At 43.2% G+C, this 16,314-nt stretch carries 16 protein-coding genes (1 of these 16 only partly in view); 2 read left to right on the top strand and 14 right to left on the bottom strand.

The window, feature by feature from the left end; all coding sequences use genetic code 11:
* On the top strand, nt 1-1,046 hold the 3' portion of the coding sequence (locus FXV78_RS07050; protein WP_004844799.1) for an endonuclease/exonuclease/phosphatase family protein. The gene continues 46 nt to the left of window position 1, outside the view; 1,046 of the gene's 1,092 nt are visible here — the last part of the coding sequence; its start codon lies off the left edge, out of view; it ends in the stop codon at nt 1,044-1,046.
* Between the two features lie 45 nt (nt 1,047-1,091).
* Here the strand turns inward: FXV78_RS07050 and FXV78_RS07045 are convergent, their stop codons facing one another.
* The 9 genes from FXV78_RS07045 to FXV78_RS07000 all read right to left on the bottom strand — a co-directional run bounded on the left by FXV78_RS07045 (nt 1,092) and on the right by FXV78_RS07000 (nt 9,817).
* Nucleotides 1,092-2,315 (bottom strand): NAD(P)-dependent oxidoreductase, encoded by a 1,224-nt coding sequence (locus tag FXV78_RS07045; RefSeq protein ID WP_004844800.1) that lies wholly within the window; start codon nt 2,313-2,315, stop codon nt 1,092-1,094.
* 148 nt (nt 2,316-2,463) lie between these two features.
* On the bottom strand, nt 2,464-3,582 hold the full coding sequence (gene nspC, locus FXV78_RS07040) for a carboxynorspermidine decarboxylase (RefSeq protein ID WP_004844802.1): 1,119 nt from the start codon (nt 3,580-3,582) through the stop codon (nt 2,464-2,466).
* A gap of 16 nt (nt 3,583-3,598) precedes the next feature.
* The gene (locus FXV78_RS07035; protein ID WP_009245674.1) at nt 3,599-4,801 is read right to left on the bottom strand and encodes a saccharopine dehydrogenase family protein; all 1,203 of its coding nucleotides are present in this window, start codon (nt 4,799-4,801) and stop codon (nt 3,599-3,601) included.
* A gap of 34 nt (nt 4,802-4,835) precedes the next feature.
* Entirely contained in the window at nt 4,836-5,693 is an 858-nt protein-coding gene (gene speB, locus FXV78_RS07030; protein WP_004844804.1) for an agmatinase, read from the bottom strand.
* Entirely contained in the window at nt 5,683-6,534 is an 852-nt protein-coding gene (gene speE, locus FXV78_RS07025; RefSeq protein WP_004844805.1) for a polyamine aminopropyltransferase, read from the bottom strand. Before speE ends, speB begins: the two co-directional genes overlap by 11 nt.
* A 14-nt stretch (nt 6,535-6,548) precedes the next feature.
* Nucleotides 6,549-7,997: an aminotransferase class I/II-fold pyridoxal phosphate-dependent enzyme gene (locus tag FXV78_RS07020; RefSeq protein WP_004844806.1), complete on the bottom strand. Its 1,449-nt coding sequence runs from the start codon at nt 7,995-7,997 to the stop codon at nt 6,549-6,551.
* Nucleotides 7,998-8,577: 580 nt separating this feature from the next.
* On the bottom strand, nt 8,578-8,919 hold the full coding sequence (locus tag FXV78_RS07015; RefSeq protein WP_004844807.1) for a hypothetical protein: 342 nt from the start codon (nt 8,917-8,919) through the stop codon (nt 8,578-8,580).
* A gap of 362 nt (nt 8,920-9,281) precedes the next feature.
* Nucleotides 9,282-9,506, bottom strand: a complete 225-nt coding sequence (locus tag FXV78_RS07005; protein WP_004844809.1) for a DUF1700 domain-containing protein — start codon at nt 9,504-9,506, stop codon at nt 9,282-9,284.
* Nucleotides 9,503-9,817, bottom strand: a complete 315-nt coding sequence (locus FXV78_RS07000) for a PadR family transcriptional regulator (RefSeq protein WP_004844810.1) — start codon at nt 9,815-9,817, stop codon at nt 9,503-9,505. Before FXV78_RS07000 ends, FXV78_RS07005 begins: the two co-directional genes overlap by 4 nt.
* Before the next feature lie 303 nt (nt 9,818-10,120).
* On the opposite strand from FXV78_RS07000, the gene FXV78_RS06995 reads away from it, so the two are divergent.
* The gene (locus FXV78_RS06995; RefSeq protein ID WP_004844812.1) at nt 10,121-10,456 is read left to right on the top strand and encodes a hypothetical protein; all 336 of its coding nucleotides are present in this window, start codon (nt 10,121-10,123) and stop codon (nt 10,454-10,456) included.
* Nucleotides 10,457-10,651: 195 nt separating this feature from the next.
* On the opposite strand, the gene FXV78_RS06990 is transcribed toward FXV78_RS06995, so the two are convergent.
* The 5 genes from FXV78_RS06990 to FXV78_RS06970 all read right to left on the bottom strand — a co-directional run bounded on the left by FXV78_RS06990 (nt 10,652) and on the right by FXV78_RS06970 (nt 16,258).
* A complete protein-coding gene (locus FXV78_RS06990) occupies nt 10,652-12,025 on the bottom strand; it encodes an NAD(P)/FAD-dependent oxidoreductase (protein WP_004844813.1) in 1,374 nt (457 codons plus the stop codon).
* 87 nt (nt 12,026-12,112) lie between these two features.
* On the bottom strand, nt 12,113-13,771 hold the full coding sequence (locus FXV78_RS06985) for an amino acid ABC transporter ATP-binding/permease protein (protein ID WP_004844814.1): 1,659 nt from the start codon (nt 13,769-13,771) through the stop codon (nt 12,113-12,115).
* Complete coding sequence (locus FXV78_RS06980) at nt 13,768-15,501, bottom strand: ABC transporter ATP-binding protein/permease (RefSeq protein ID WP_004844815.1); 1,734 nt, start codon at nt 15,499-15,501, stop codon at nt 13,768-13,770. The genes FXV78_RS06985 and FXV78_RS06980 overlap by 4 nt, the downstream gene beginning before the upstream one ends.
* On the bottom strand, nt 15,494-15,871 hold the full coding sequence (locus FXV78_RS06975) for a nitrous oxide-stimulated promoter family protein (RefSeq protein ID WP_004844816.1): 378 nt from the start codon (nt 15,869-15,871) through the stop codon (nt 15,494-15,496). Before FXV78_RS06975 ends, FXV78_RS06980 begins: the two co-directional genes overlap by 8 nt.
* The gene (locus FXV78_RS06970; RefSeq protein ID WP_009245678.1) at nt 15,872-16,258 is read right to left on the bottom strand and encodes a YbaN family protein; all 387 of its coding nucleotides are present in this window, start codon (nt 16,256-16,258) and stop codon (nt 15,872-15,874) included.
* Nucleotides 16,259-16,314: the final 56 nt, after the last annotated feature.

The raw sequence follows: 16,314 nt of genomic DNA, 5'->3' as shown, positions 1-16,314 counted from the left end.
TCGGAACTCTGATACTGATCGTAGTCGGCTATGTTGTTTATGTATTTTCCAGTTACTATCGTCTGGAAGACAAGCAAAAACTGACGATCACCGGAAAATCTACAGAAAAGGCAAAAACCAAAAAAAGTTACCGCATCACATCTGGAAATATCGGTTTCGGCGCATACAGTGACGACTATTCTTTCTTTATGGACGGTGGAAAAGAAAGCCGTGCCCGTTCCAAAGATGCCGTCATTGAAAACGTCAGCAGCTATGCAGAAGCTGTAGCTCAATTAAACCCGGATTTTATGCTGTTCCAGGAAGTGGATATTGACGGAACAAGAAGTTATCATGTGGATGAACGCAAATTATTGCTTTCACAGACACTTTCAACCGATAACACCTCACGAAACTACACATTTGCTCAGAACTATGACAGCCCTTATCTGTTCTATCCGATTCTGGAACCACACGGAAAGAACAAATCCGGTATGCTTACAGTTTCTAACATGAAGATCACGGAATCCATCAGACGCTCTTTACCGATCGAAGATGGATTTATGAAACTGCTGGATCTGGATCGCTGTTATAGCGTCAACCGGATTCCGACAGAAAACGGAAAGGAACTTGTCCTGTACAATCTGCATCTTTCCGCTTATACATCTGATCCGAGCACCGCGGACAATCAGCTGCGGATGCTGTTTGAGGATATGAAAGAAGAATATGACGCTGGAAATTATATTGTTGCGGGCGGTGATTTCAACAAAGATCTGCTTGGAAATTCTGCTGAGATTTTTGGTCACAAGGAATTAGAAGACAACTGGGCAAAGCCGATATCCGAAGAACTGATTCCTGATTTCATGCAGTTGATCGCACCGTTTGATGAGAAAAATCCGGTACCATCCTGCCGAAATGCAGATCAGCCTTACAGCGAATCTGATTTTGTTGTAACAGTAGATGGTTTTCTGGTATCTGATAATGTGACTGTAGAAGATGCACTGGTTCTGGATACCGGTTTTAAATGGAGTGATCATAATCCGGTTTATATGGATTTTATTTTAGAGTAAAAAAAGTACAGGCTGATGTTTTGCAAAGAACACCAGCCTGTATTTCTATTCATAATGTGTTTTTACATACTCATCCATCGCATCTGCGATCATTTTCGAATACTTCACCGCCTCTACCACGGTCTTTGCACCGGTCACTACATCTCCGGATGCGAAAATCCCCGGCATGGTGGTCTCTCCATTTGCATCTGTCTTGAGCAATCCCCGATCATCTACCTGCAGCTCTTTATCCCGGTTCACGATCCGATCCTGCGGTCCCTGAGAAATCGAAATAATGATACTGTCAGCCGGAACAAGCCTGGCAGTCTCTTCTTTTTTCACCAGTTTTCCATCTTCGGTCCATTCCACATCACAGATAATGGCTCCTTCATCCCGGATTTCAATGGCCGTCTGCAGATATTCGAACTCTACTCCGTCCAGTTTTGCATACTCCACCTCTTTTGGGGATGCCGCCGGAATTTCTGTGATGGAATAGACGGTTACATGCCGGGAGCCTTTACGAATTGCCGTTCTTGCCACATCCATTGCCGCATTCCCCGCACCGATGACAAGTACCCGTTCTCCCAGATCATAGACATCCGGATTGTTCAGATAATTGATTCCGTAGTGCACATTTCCAAATGTTTCTCCCGGTATATGCAGCTGATACGGTCTCCAGGTTCCTGTTCCGATAAATACGGCATGATATCCGTCTCTTAAAAGATCTTCCACACCTGTGGAACCACCCAGCGCAAAATTGGGCCTAAATAAGATACCCAGCTCTTTCATTTTTACATAATAGCGGTCTAAAATGGACTTTGGCAGACGAAATTCAGGAATTCCATAACGCATGATTCCTCCGATCTTCTCTTTTACCTCAAAAATCGTCACTTTATATCCTCTGCACGCCATCAAAATAGCGATTGTGATTCCTGCCGGACCCGCGCCGACAACTGCGATCCGTTTGCCGTTTTTCGGAAGCTGCTCCAGCTTCATCCGGTCAAAGCAGGTATCTGAAATATAATTTTCAATCGAAGAAATATGCACCGGTTCTCCTTTTATGCCTTTCACACAATGCCCTTCACACTGTTTTTCGTGGTCACAGACCAGAGAACAGATGACAGACAGCGGATTGTTGGCAAACACCATTTCTGCCGCCTCCGGCATCTCTCCTTGCAGCAGCATCTGGATCATCACAGGAATCGGGGTATGGATCGGACACCCTTCCTGACATCTCGGTTTTTTACAGTTTAAACATCTTTTTGCTTCATCAATGACATGCAGTCCCATTGTTATTACAACTCCTTATTTTACGATCTGTTATCCGGATAGATGATTTGTATTTTTATGCACAATAACAATTTATCACACAAAAAAAGAAAGTCAACAATCGTTATTTTGTTGACTTTCCTGTTATTTTATTCACTTATTGAAGATCTTATAATCTGCATTTAAAATCTTCATATCCGAACGATTTCACGATCTCACATTCTCCACTTTCGCGTTCCCACACAATATCCGGAAGACGCATTCCATTGAATGTATTATTTTTTACAGTCGTATAGATCGCCATATCTCCAAATGTGAGTCTGTCTCCTACTTTCAGCGGCTGATCAAAAGAATAACTTCCGATCACATCTCCTGCCAGACAGGTCGGACCGCCAAGCAGATACGTATATTCTTTTTCCTTCGCCTCTCCAGAATCAAACAGAGGCGGGCGATACGGCATCTCGATCACATCCGGCATATGACACGCTGCAGAGACATCCAGTACCGCAATATCATTATGTACAATATCTTCCACTGTTGTGATCAAATGGCCCGCATTTAACGCCACCGCTTCTCCCGGTTCCAGATAGACCTGTACATTGTAGGTGTCCTGAATCCTGCGCACACAGGAGATCAGAAGCTCTCTGTCATAATCCGCTCTTGTAATATGATGACCGCCGCCAAAATTCACCCATTTTAACTGTTTCATCCACTTGCCGAACTTTTCTTCCACTGCTTTCAACGTGATTTCCAGAGCATCTGCATTCTGCTCACAGAGTGTGTGAAAATGCAGTCCCTCTACGTAAGATGGCAGTGTTTCCGGAAATTCGGATACCAGAATCCCAAGACGGGAGCCCGGTGCACAAGGATCATAAATCGCATGCTCTCCCTGCGTGGAACATTCCGGATTTACACGGATCCCCACACTTTTTCCGGCTTTTGCAGCACGTTCTCCGAAACACTCAAGCTGTGAAAACGAATTAAACACGAGATGTTCGCAGCTTTCCAGCACCTCTTCAAATTCATCTTCCCGATATGCCGGAGAAAAAATATGATTTTCTTTGCCCATACATTCTTTCCCGAGCTTTGCTTCATACAAGCCGCTGGCAGTCGTTCCATCCAGATACTCTCCGATGAGAGGATAACAGGAATACATAGAAAATGCTTTCTGTGCCAGCAGGATCTTACATCCGCTCTGCTGTCGGATTTCCTGTAAAATCTGCAGATTCTTTTTCATTTCTGACTCCATGATGACATAGCATGGAGTCCTTAATTCTTCTCTTTTCATTTCTGATGTCCGTTTCTTAATCTACCATCTGAGGGTTTTCTACCACTTTCCATGGAAGTCCAAACTCATTGAGGGCATCCATAAACGGATCCGGATCAAACTCTTCGATATTGTAAACACCGTCTTTGTCCCATGTCTTTGTCATGAGCATCATAGCACCGATCATTGCCGGAACGCCTGTAGTATAGGCAACGGCCTGTGATCCCACTTCTTTATAGCACTCTTCATGATCGCATACATTGTAAATATAGATCGTCTTCTCTTTTCCGTCTTTCTTTCCTGTAAAAATACATCCAATATTTGTCTTTCCTTTTGTTCTCGGTCCAAGAGATGCCGGATCCGGAAGAACAGCTTTCAAAAACTGAAGCGGTACGATTTCTTTTCCTTCGTACATAATCGGCTCAATGGATGTCATTCCTACATTTTCCAGACATTTCAGATGTGTCAGATAGCTCTGTCCAAATGTCATAAAGAAACGGATTCTTTTGATTCCCGGAATATTCAGTGCCAGAGATTCGATTTCTTCATGGTGCAAAAGATACATATCTTTCATTCCCACTTCCGGAAAATCGTATTCTCTCTTGATCTCCATCGGCTCTGTCTCTACCCAGTGTCCGTCTTCCCAGTAAGAACCTTTTGCAGAAACCTCGCGGATGTTGATCTCCGGATTGAAGTTCGTTGCAAACGGATAGCCGTGATCTCCTCCATTGCAGTCCAGAATATCGATATAATTAATCTCGTCAAAATAATGTTTCAGCGCATATGCAGAAAATACTCCTGTTACTCCGGGATCAAATCCACTTCCCAACAACGCTGTAATTCCTGCTTTTTCAAATTTCTCACGGTATGCCCACTGCCATTTATATTCGAATTTTGCAGTATCTTCCGGCTCATAATTTGCAGTGTCTACATAATCCACTCCTGTCGCAAGGCAGGCATCCATAATTGTAAGATCCTGATATGGAAGTGCCAGATTCAGTACTACGTCCGGTTTTTCCCTTTCGATCAGTGCAATCAGTTCTTCTGGGTTATCTGCATCCACCTGTGCAGTTGTAATCGTTCCGTTGTAGGAAGCCTGCAGTTTTTCTTTCAATGCCTCACATTTTGAAACCGTACGGCTGGCAATACAGATCGCATCAAACACTTTACTGTTCTGACAACATTTGTGTACAGCTACACTTGCAACTCCGCCACATCCAACAATCAATACTTTTCCCATTTTTTTATCTCCTTCTTTCTTGTTTTTTCTTCTATTAAACTTGCAGTGCAAGTAAAAATTCTCTGATAATCTTTCCGGCTACTGCTGTGGAAACTCCACTTGGATCATAAACCGGGCTCAGTTCATTCACATCACATCCGACCACGTTGACTCCCTGTGCTGTCTGGATCACAGCATTCATCAGTTCCACAAATGTGACACCGCCCGCCTCCGGAGTTCCTGTTCCCGGAAATACAGACGGATCCAGCACATCCAGATCAAGTGTGATGTATACCGGTTTTCCCTGCAGTTTCTCAATTACTTCTGCCAGTCCGTCAAGATTGAACTTATGCATCTTCACATGCCCTTCTCTTGCCCAGCGAAACTCTTCTCTGTCACCGGATCGGATTCCAAACTGATAGATCCTGTCATCTCCCAAAAGCTCCCAACATCTTCTCAGTACACAGGCATGAGAATATTGAACGCCCAGATAATCTTCTCTTAAATCTGCATGTGCATCAAAGTGGATGATATGCAGATCCGGATATTTCTCTGCTGCTGCACGGACACTTCCCAGTGTCACCAGATGCTCTCCGCCGATCATAAACGGGATTTTCCCGCTGCTTAAAATAATCTCGGTACAATCCTGAATCTCAGCCAGCACTTTTTCCGTATCTCCGATCGGCAGCTCCAGATCTCCACTGTCAAAAATCTTATAATCTGTCAGATCTTTTCCCTGATACGGACTGTAAGTTTCCAGTCCATAAGACTCATTGCGAATTGCCTGACTTCCAAATCTTGCCCCCGGACGGTAGGAAGTCGTGGAATCAAAAGGTGCACCGAACAACACGATCTCTGATTCATTATACTCCGCATCACATCCGATGAACGTCATTACATTTTTATTCAACATCTTTTACAAGCTCCTCCACATACGCCGGTAATGCAAAGACTCCGTGGTGCACTCTCGGCAGATAATATTTTGTATGAATCCCCCGCAGATTCCAGGAAACTCCATCCAGGTCATTGAGCGGATGGTATTTCTTAGACGCAAATCCGAACAGCCAGTGTCCTGACGGATAGGACGGAATATGGGCCTGATAAATCTTACTGATCGGGAAGGATTCTATAATTCTCTTGTGCATTCTCTGACACTGAAATGCCTCTTCTGTATAAAACGGACTTTCATGCTGGTTGATCATGATCCCGTCTTCATGCAGGGCATTGTAACAATTGCCGTAAAATTCCTTTGTAAACAATCCCTCCGCAGGACCAAACGGATTTGGAGAATCAATCAGGATCAGATCATACACATTGGATCTAGAACGCACAAACCGCAGTCCATCTTCATTATAGATTGTCACGCGATCGTCATCCAGGCTGCTTGCAATCTGCGGAAAATATTTCCGACAGACTTCAACCAGAAGAGGATCTACTTCTACGACGTCTATCTTCTGAATGGTATTATATTTTGCAAGCTCCCGCACACATCCGCCGTCACCTCCGCCGATGACCAGCACATTCTCTACCTTCGGATGTACTGCCATAGGAACATGCGCCATCATCTCATGGTAGATAAATTCATCTTTTTCTGTCAGCATCAGATCTCCGTCCGCTACGAGAATCTTACCAAATTCTTTTGATTCGAGAACATCGATTCGCTGAAACTCGCTCTGCGCACTGAACAGCTGCTTGTCCACACGGATGGACAGTTTCACATTGTCCGTGTGTTCATCTGAAAACCACATTTCCATCACTTTTATCCCCCTTATATCAGAACATTTAAATATTCGATTGCCGCATCTTCAGGTCCCGTCATGGAACACCCCTTTTCTTTGGCATAGAGAATATACTCGATTACATCTTTTGTGATCTTCTCTCCCGGTGCCAGAATCGGAATTCCAGGCGGATAACACATTACGAACTCACTGCAGATTCTGCCTTCTGACTCCCGGATCGGCACTGCCTCTTTTTCCGCATAGAAAGAATCCTGCGGACTCATGATGACCTCTGGTTCAATATATTCCTGGCTGAGCATACCCGTCTTGTCTTTCTGATATCTGCGCTTTACTTCTGCCAGTGCACTTACCAGACGCTCAATCTCCTGGATCCGGTCTCCGATAGACAGATATGCCAGAATATTCCCGATATCTCCAAATTCGATCTGAATATCATACTCATCCCGCAGAATATCATAGACCTCGATTCCCGCAAGACCAATTTCCAGCGTATGGATGGACAGCTTCGTTGTATCAAAATCATAAATACTGTCTCCATTGATCAGCTCTTTTGAAAATGCATAATATCCTCCGATCCGATTGATCTCTTCTCTTGCATAATCCGCCAGCGCCGCCACTCTTGCAAAAGATTCCTTGCCGCGCAACACCAGATTTCTTCTGGAAATATCCAGACTGGACAGTAAAAGATAGGAACCGCTGGTGGTCTGCGTCAGGTTGATGATCTGTCTCACATAACCCGCATGCATAGACGGACCTACAAGCAAAAAGGAACTCTGTGTGAGACTTCCGCCTGATTTGTGCATACTCACAGATGCCATATCTGCCCCTGCCTCCATTGCTGAAACCGGAAGATTCTCTCCAAAATAAAAATGTGTTCCATGGGCTTCATCTACCAGAACCTTCATGCCGTGAGCGTGTGCTTTTTTTACGATAGAACGTAAATCAGAACAAATTCCGTAATACGTCGGATTGTTCACAAATACAGCTACCGCATCCGGATGCTTCTGAATCGCCAGTTCTACCTGAGACACTTTCATACCAAGTGAAATTCCCAGACTGTGCTCCACATCCGGATTGACATAGATCGGAATCGCTCCGCATAACACCAATGCGTTGATCACACTGCGGTGTACATTTCTCGGTAATATGATCTTATCCCCCTTCTTACAGCAGGAAAGTACCATTGCCTGCACCGAGGATGTCGTTCCCCCTACCATCAGAAATGCATGACTTGCATGAAATGCCTCTGCTGCCAGCTGTTCTGCATCTTTGATAACAGAAACCGGATGACACAGATTGTCCAGCGGTTTCATGGAATTGACATCAATACTGACACAGCGTTCTCCCAGTAATTCCACCAGTTCTTTATTTCCTCTTCCGTGCTTATGTCCCGGAACATCAAACGGTACGATCCGCATCCGCCGGAACCGCTCTAATGCTTCATAGATCGGAGCATTCTCCTGTGATAAATTCTTCATCTTTCTTTCACCTCGCCCTTTTTTGTCAATTCCCCTTTACTTCTGAATGTTTGTGATATAAAAAAAGCGCAGAAAAACGTACGTTACATCTACATTCTTTCTTGCGCTTGCTATGCTTCTTTATATAATGCCAATCTCCTGCTTAAGTACAGGAGCTTTGTCTTTTCTTCTAAGTATAAGCACTACAGATATAAAGGTTTTCGAGTCTATATAGCAAATATTTTACTTTTAATACTCTTATTGACCGTTTCACAAGTTGATGTGCTGTTTACGCACCGGTTATAAAGTAACCAACTTATAAAATTTAAGCTTTTAACTTAATCAATAATGCAGCTTCTGCTGCGTTAAATATTTGCATGGAACTCTCAATATCCGTTCGTTCTCCATACGAATCTATTATACGTGCATAGGTTTCGAATTGCAAGAACTTTTTCCTGAGATTTCTTTCAATCAGATGAGCGCCTGTTACTGTTCACACCAATCCCCGCCTATCCATGCGCAATCGTCGTGCTTGCGCACAAACTAAATGAAGGAGATGCATTTAACATCTCCTCTTCTCTGTGATAAAACAATCTCTCTTTTATAAGTTTCCCCGCATACGATAGGTTCTTTGACTCTGTATCGTATGATGTTCTCTGCACTTCCCGCTTCGAATCTCGTGTTTTTCATGATGCTTTCCAAGCCCATTTTGAAGCAGTGTCTTATTCTCTGACTTCAGCACTTCCTGCGGATATTCTCTTGCATCATCAACTGCAAACCAAAAGCGCATCCTCTGTGCTGCAAACCAGCTCGACAACCGCGGGGTATTTAATTTTTCCTCTGCTGAATGTTCATTGTTATAAATCTGATACTCTGAACATACCCAGACAAATATCACTGTCGTAATTGCCAAAATACATGTTCCAATCAATGCTTCCGTCATAACCGTACACTCCTTCCTCTTACTTTATAGTATAATTGTAGCTCTTTTTAATTCAAAATTCAATGTTTTCAGATATATTTATCTTTTAAATTTTATTTTTCTCGCTTTACAAACAAAATAACTAATTGTAATTATAACCATCATTACTGTTATTACAATCAAAATATCGGGACGTACCCAAAATGTAATCTTTCCCGCAAGAAATACACTTGTCGGACCGTCCGATCCTCCTGTAATACTGACCGTCTCATTGGCGATCTCTGTATGGATTTCGGCAAATTCCGACTTTATACGATATTCCTGATACATCAGATATCCGGACAGAGTTCCCGATAAAAGGGTCAAAATAATTAAAACAGAACCTATCCAGCCAATTTTGAACTCTCTTTTAACTGCATTTTCCCGCAAAATTTCTTCTGCGATTTTTTTGTCTCTCCCTGATGCGCAACCGCCTCTTCTTCCGAAACTCCGTTTTCGATCATATCCGAAATTATTTCTTCATAATATGCAAGATACTTCTCCCGTTCATCCTTTTTTAATTTTCTCAGACTGTATCGAAGATTCTTGATAAACTGTTCCTTCTTCATTTCTCATCCTCCTCTGCAATATAATCCAATATTTTTAACAACTGTGCTCTGTCTTTGTCAAAATTTTTCAGATACTGTCTTCCCTCTTCTGTTAGATGAAAATATTTCCGCAATCGATTATTGTACTGTGTGGTATAGGATTTTACTTTTCCACCCATCTCCAATCTTCGCAAAATAGGATACAAAGTGGATTCTGAAATTTCAATCAGATCAGAAACATCTTTTATAATCTGGTATCCGTAGGAATCTTCCTTTCTCAATACTGCTAAAACACATAATTCCAACAATCCTTTTCTTAACTGTGCATCCATAAAACACCTCCCTATACATGATACTATATATTGCATAGTATATAATGTCAATGCCCCGATTTTGATTAACCTCTACATTAACAAAGTACCTTCCTTTTTGATGCAAATCACCTTGACTTCATCGAAGCATTTGCTATAATTTGCTTATAGAATTCCTCTGCTGATGGGGGAAATAACTATGGGAAAACGAACATTATCTGTAAAGAATCTGATGAAACTTCTCTGGAAGATGGAAGATGCATTATTTATCTCAGTACCCGCGGGGAGAATGCAGAGGAAGTTCCAAAAGAACTGGTAATATTTTTGAAATTTGTAAAGGCAGACCTGAAAGAAAGTCAGGAAGATTTCCACGATATCTATGTTAAGCAGTTGCAGAATTCTATCCGACATATTAAGGAAAGCCGTGAAATGGAGGAACGTTTCATGATTTTAGAAGAGATGTTGAGAGATGAGCGTGCGGCCGGACGCAGAGAAGAGCGTCAATCTATATTACGCAGTTTTTTAGAAGATTTTGGATCTATACCACCAGAACTTGAAAAGAAACTCTTTGAGGAATCAGATGCAACTGTTCTGAAAAACTGGTTAAAAATTGCAGCTACATCAAAAAGTATCGAAGAATTTATACAAAAAATCCAGTAATTCTTTACTGGACTGTCAAGTTATCTTATGCTTTTGGGTATTATAGCGGGACATCCCCCATATTCAAAAGCATGTCACAACGCAATCTATGCCTGATCAGGCAGTACTTATCAAAAAAGATGCAGAGGAATTCTATTGTTTTTTAACAACAAAGTGTACAAGCACTCTTTTCGGAATGCCCGTACACTTTTCTTTTTACAACCCTTTTGTAATCTCTCTCGCTACATACACACCACTCGCTGATGCATGGGACAGAGAATGTGTCACTCCACTTCCGTCACCGATCACGTACAGACCTTTGTACATGGTCTCCAGATGTTCATCCAGTTCTACTTCCATATTATAGAACTTGACTTCCACACCGTAAAGCAAAGTATCATCATTGGCTGTACCCGGAGCGATCTTATCCAGTGCGTAGATCATCTCGATAATTCCATCCAGGATTCGTTTCGGAAGCACAAGGCTTAAGTCTCCCGGCTCTGCCGCAAGTGTCGGTCTGACAAATCCATCCTCAATTCTGTCATGGGTGCTTCGTCTTCCACGGATCAGGTCACCGAATCTCTGCACGATCACACCGCCGCCCAGCATATTGGACAGTCTGGCAATACTCTCTCCGTATCCGTTGCTGTCTTTAAACGGCTCTGAGAAATGCTTTGCCACAAGCAGTGCAAAGTTTGTATTTTCTGTCTGCTTTTCTGTATCTTCGTAGCTGTGTCCGTTTACAGTTACGATTCCGTTTGTATTTTCATTTACTACGATTCCGTATGGATTCATGCAGAATGTACGGACTTTATCCTCAAATTTTTCTGTACGGTATACAATCTTGCTTTCATACAGTTCATCTGTCAAATGGGAGAACACTGCTGCCGGCAGTTCTACGCGGACACCAAGATCTACACGGTTGGATTTTGTCGGGATCTTCATGTCGCGACAGACTTCTTCCATCCATTTACTTCCGCTTCTTCCTACTGAAACAATACACTTCTCGCATTCATCACGGTCTTCTCCATGTGTCACGATATAGCCGTTTTCTGTCTTCTCCAGCTTGTCCACATAGTAATTGAAACGGAATTCTACTTTATCTTTTAATTCTGCGTACAGATTTTCCAGGACTACATAGTTGATATCTGTTCCCAGATGACGGACAGATGCTTCCAACAACTTTAATTTATTCTGCAGACACAGCTTTTTGAACTTGCTTCCTGCAGTGGAATACATCTTGGTTCCTTTTCCACCGTATTCCACATTGATCTCATCCACATAGCGCATCAGATCAATGGCAGTGTCTTTTCCGATATACTCGTACAATGTTCCGCCAAAATCGTTTGTAATATTATATTTTCCATCCGAAAAAGCTCCGGCGCCTCCAAATCCATTCATGATGGCACAGGTCTTGCAGTTGATACAGCTTTTTACCTTCACTCCGTCAATCGGACATTTTCTTTTCTCCAGAGGATTTCCCGCTTCCAGAACCGCAATTTTCAGCTGCGGTGCATCTTTCACCAGCTCATATGCCGCAAAGATTCCTCCCGGACCTGCTCCAATAATGATCACGTCATACTGACTCATATGTTTCTCCTTTCGTTACGGTCATTTTACTCTCACTGTTTCTATTATAGCCAACCATCACGAAAAAAGAAACTGTTTTCCGGATTCTTATGAAATCCTTCCGTTTTCCATCTGATATACCTTTTCCGCCACAGCCATGGTCGATTCTCTGTGGGATACTAAAATAACAGTCTTGTCTTTCCCCATTTTTTTCAGAGATCTTAAGATAATACTTTCATTCAGAGAATCCAGATTGCTGGTCGGCTCATCCAGAAGCAAAAGCGGTGCATCGTGCAGAAATGCTCTTGCCACGCCGATCCTCTGTTTTTCTCCTCCGGAAAGGGTATCTCCCAACTCTCCGACCAGCGTATCGTATCCATTTGGAAGGCTTTCTATAAATTCATGCAGAGATGCTTTTTTTGCTGCCTCTACGATTTCTTCTCTGGAAGCCCCCGGCTTTGCGATCGCAATGTTGTTGGCGATTGAATCGTGGAACAGACACGTCTCCTGTGTCACATAGCTTTCCATATCACGCAGCTCGTTTGTATTGATACCGGACAGTTTTCTGTCTCCCATTCGGATCACTCCGCTGTGTACATCATAAAAACGCATCAGCAGCTTTAACAGCGTTGATTTTCCGGAACCGCTTCTTCCATGGATTCCAATCCGGCTGCCTTTCGAAATCGAGATCGAATAGTCTTTTAAAATCTGTTCTTCTTCATAAGCAAAATCAATGTTTTCACAATTGATATCTGCAAATTCTGCGGTTGCCTGACCGGATACTTCTTCAATCTGCGGTTCTTCTTCCAAAAGGGATAACACACGCTCTCCACTTGCCAGTGTCTGCATCAGATTGTTTGACAGACTGGACAGAGCAACAACCGGTCCAAAAGAGCTCATCATCAGGATCGTACAGAGCAGTACTGCGTCAAATCCGATCTCCCCCTGCTGATGCAGCCATGTTGTAAGGAACAGCATTCCAAAAGAGAAAATCAGGATCAGGACATTTGTTCCTCCCCTTTGTGTTCCTTCCAGTTTCTTCATTTCTTTCTGTTTCGCATCCAGTTCCACACTTTTGCGTTCCATCTGCTCTTCCCGTTTTTCTCCGCATCCATACTGGATCGTCTCATCCAGACCGCGAAGACTGTTCAGAACGAAGCTGTTCAGATCCCCGAAACGGGTACGAAATTCCATTCCTTTTTCTGAACCTCGTCTGGAATTCCACATGGGCATCAGAACTCCAATTGCAAGATATCCCACAAGGGCGAACAGACCGATCAGCACATGATATCGGAGAAAGAAAATTTCCATGATCAGGGATGTCAGGAATGCGATTGCGATCGGCGAAATCGTATGCGCATAAAATACTTCCAGAAGCTCAATATCTGTTGTGATGATCGAGATCAGGTTTCCTTTGTCTCTTCCGTCCAGTTTTGCAGGACAGAGCTCTCTCAAAACCGCAAATACTTTGTGACGGATCAGTGCCAGCAGCTTAAACGCAATATAATGATTGCATGCCTGCTCTCCATAGTGCAGAATTCCACGCAGTACTGCGATCACTGCAAGGCAGACAAACAATGTCGTCAGAGAAGCTCCCTGCCATATTCCCATAATCTGCAGGATTCCAACTCCTGCCAGTACGGTGAGAAAGATCGCACAAAGATATCCTGTAACACCTAGCAGAATCGCCGCTGCCATAACGTGCATCAGGGGACGGATCAGTCCGATCAGTTTTCCCATAATCTGTATTCCACTTCTTCGCTTCATGCTCTTCCCTCCCTTACCTGACACAATTCCTGCTGTTTCTGATACATATTTGCATAGCTTCCTGCTTTTTTCATAAGTTCTCCATGTGTGCCGCTCTCTGTAATCTGACCGTTTTCCAACATATAAATCTGATCAGATGCCACCACATTTGCAAGCCGGTGAGAGATGAACAGAATCGTTTTCGTCTTTGCCAGCTCCCGGATCACTTCCATGATCTGATCCTCACTTTCCACATCAATATTGGATGCCGCCTCATCAAAAATATACATCGGCGTATCATGAAGAAGTGCTCTGGCGATGGCAAGACGCTGTCTTTGTCCGCCGGAAAAATTACTTCCCTGTTCTTCCAGCATCGTATTCAATCCATTTTGTGCCTGCAAAAACTCATACAGATTTACCTGCCTGAGCGCTGCTTCCATCTGTTCTCTCGACACAGATGGATCCGCCATTTTCAGGTTTTCTTCTACCGTTCCCTTGAACAGATAACTGTTATGTCTCACCAAGGTGATCTTATCCATCAGACTGGACTCTTTAATCTCCTGAATCGGTACATTATTGATCTGGATCTGTCCCGAAAATGTACGATTCTTCCCTGTCAAAAGTGCCGCAATGGTACTTTTTCCACAACCGGACAGACCCACCAGAGAGACAAATTTTCCGGATGGTATGGTCAGCGAAATATCCCGTAATACCTTTCGCTCCGGCTCATAGGAAAATTCCACATGCTGCAGTGTGACGTCCATCTGTTCGCCCTCAATCTCGTGCTCTCCCCGTTTTGGCTCTTCCATATCCAGAATCTTAAAAATCTTGTCACTTGCCGACATTCCGTTCATGGCAATGTGGAAGAAAGAACCCAGCAAACGCAGTGGAATGAAAAATTCAGATGCAAGCAGAATAATCGTAAACGCCCCTGCGAGTGATACATTTCCTGCCAGATACTCTTTGACAGTCACAATCATTCCAATTGCTGCTCCGCCATATGCTACAATATCCATCACACTGACAGAATTAAGCTGCATAGTGAGCACTTTCATCGTGATCTTACGAAACCGCTCTGATTCGTCGTCCATTTCTTTGGCTTTTTGCTCATCTGCCTGATAAATCTTTAAGGTTGTGAGTCCTTGCAGGTTCTCTAAGAAACTGTCACCAAGTTCTGTATAGATTCCCCAGTATTTGCTCAGCAGTTTCTTTGCGAATTTCTGTACTGCCACGATCGACATCGGAATCAGCGGTACACATACAAGAAGCACAATACATGCCTTGATGCTGATCGGTGACAATACCGCAAACAATGTGATCGGTGCAAGCAGACTGTAGAACAGCTGCGGAAGATATCTCCCATAATAAATCTCCAGCTGCTCGACTCCTTCCGCAGACACCTGAACCACCTCGGAAGTAGATACCTTTTCTTTATAGGCCGCTCCCAAACGCAGCAGCTTCTCATAAATCTGCTTTCTTAAAACCGTCTTTACATCCGCACTTGCCCGATAAGAGGCATATGCAGCTCCTTTTTCGCACAGAAAACGCGCACAGATTGCCAGGATCACAATTCCTGCCGTTTGCAGCATCACCTGCTGATCCAATGTTTTTTCAAACAGCTGCTGGATCATATTTCCTGCCGCAAACACTGCTGCGATCTGAAACAGCAGTGCGATCCACTGCCAGAAAATATTAGCTCCGATATATTTTCCCGAGCCCTTCAACAGCTTGAGTAGTCTCGTCTTAATCATATGTTTCTTTCCTTCCCATTCTCTTTTTTTCTTTTGCAGAAGTGATCACGTGCCGGATTGCCATGATTGGATGATAAAATAACATTCTCGGTCCGGCAAACCGCATCACATTTCGAATTTCTTCTCTCATCTGCGGCTTGTAACAATGTACCCTGCAGTTACTGCAGAATGTCTTTGTCTCCATAAACGGACATTTATCCACACGCATTGCGGCATAGTCTCTGAGTTTTTCACACTCCTCGCACAGTCCATGATGTTTTTCCACAGTTTTATGTTTTTTCCGGCAATAAAGGTGGATCATCAGATCCACGATCTGCTTTTCTTTTTCCCGTTTGTTCTGCACTTGCTGACTCTTTTTTATATCTTTCATTTAAGCCGCCTCAATTCTGATCGTCTTGATTTTTGTAAAGAAATATACATATTTAAAAAGGATCAGCAGAAGAATAAAAATACGCCCCGGCAGATTGCTCATCATAAAAAATGCACACATCAGCATTGCGGATGCCGGAAGCAGAATACACAGCTTTGTCTTTAATGTCATGGCACGCTCCTTTACAAAGCTGTCCAGATGATTTTTGTAAAGCTTCGTCCCCATAAACCACTTGTGAAATCTTTCCGATCCTCTTGCAAAACAAAAAGATGCCACCAGCAAGAATGGAGTTGTCGGCAAAATCGGCAGGATCACTCCCACTGCTCCGATTCCAAGACATAAAAACGCTGCTGCCAGCCATAACATTTTCAATGGGTTTTTTCTCATACGCTCTCCTTTTTTCACTTCTACCAAAAGTTTTTATCATCTATTTTTCAATAGTC

Source organism: Mediterraneibacter gnavus ATCC 29149, assembly GCF_008121495.1.
Lineage (GTDB): Bacteria > Bacillota > Clostridia > Lachnospirales > Lachnospiraceae > Mediterraneibacter > Mediterraneibacter gnavus.
The sequence above is the reverse complement of the archived record's forward strand: the minus strand, read 5'-3'. Positions and strand labels throughout refer to the sequence as shown.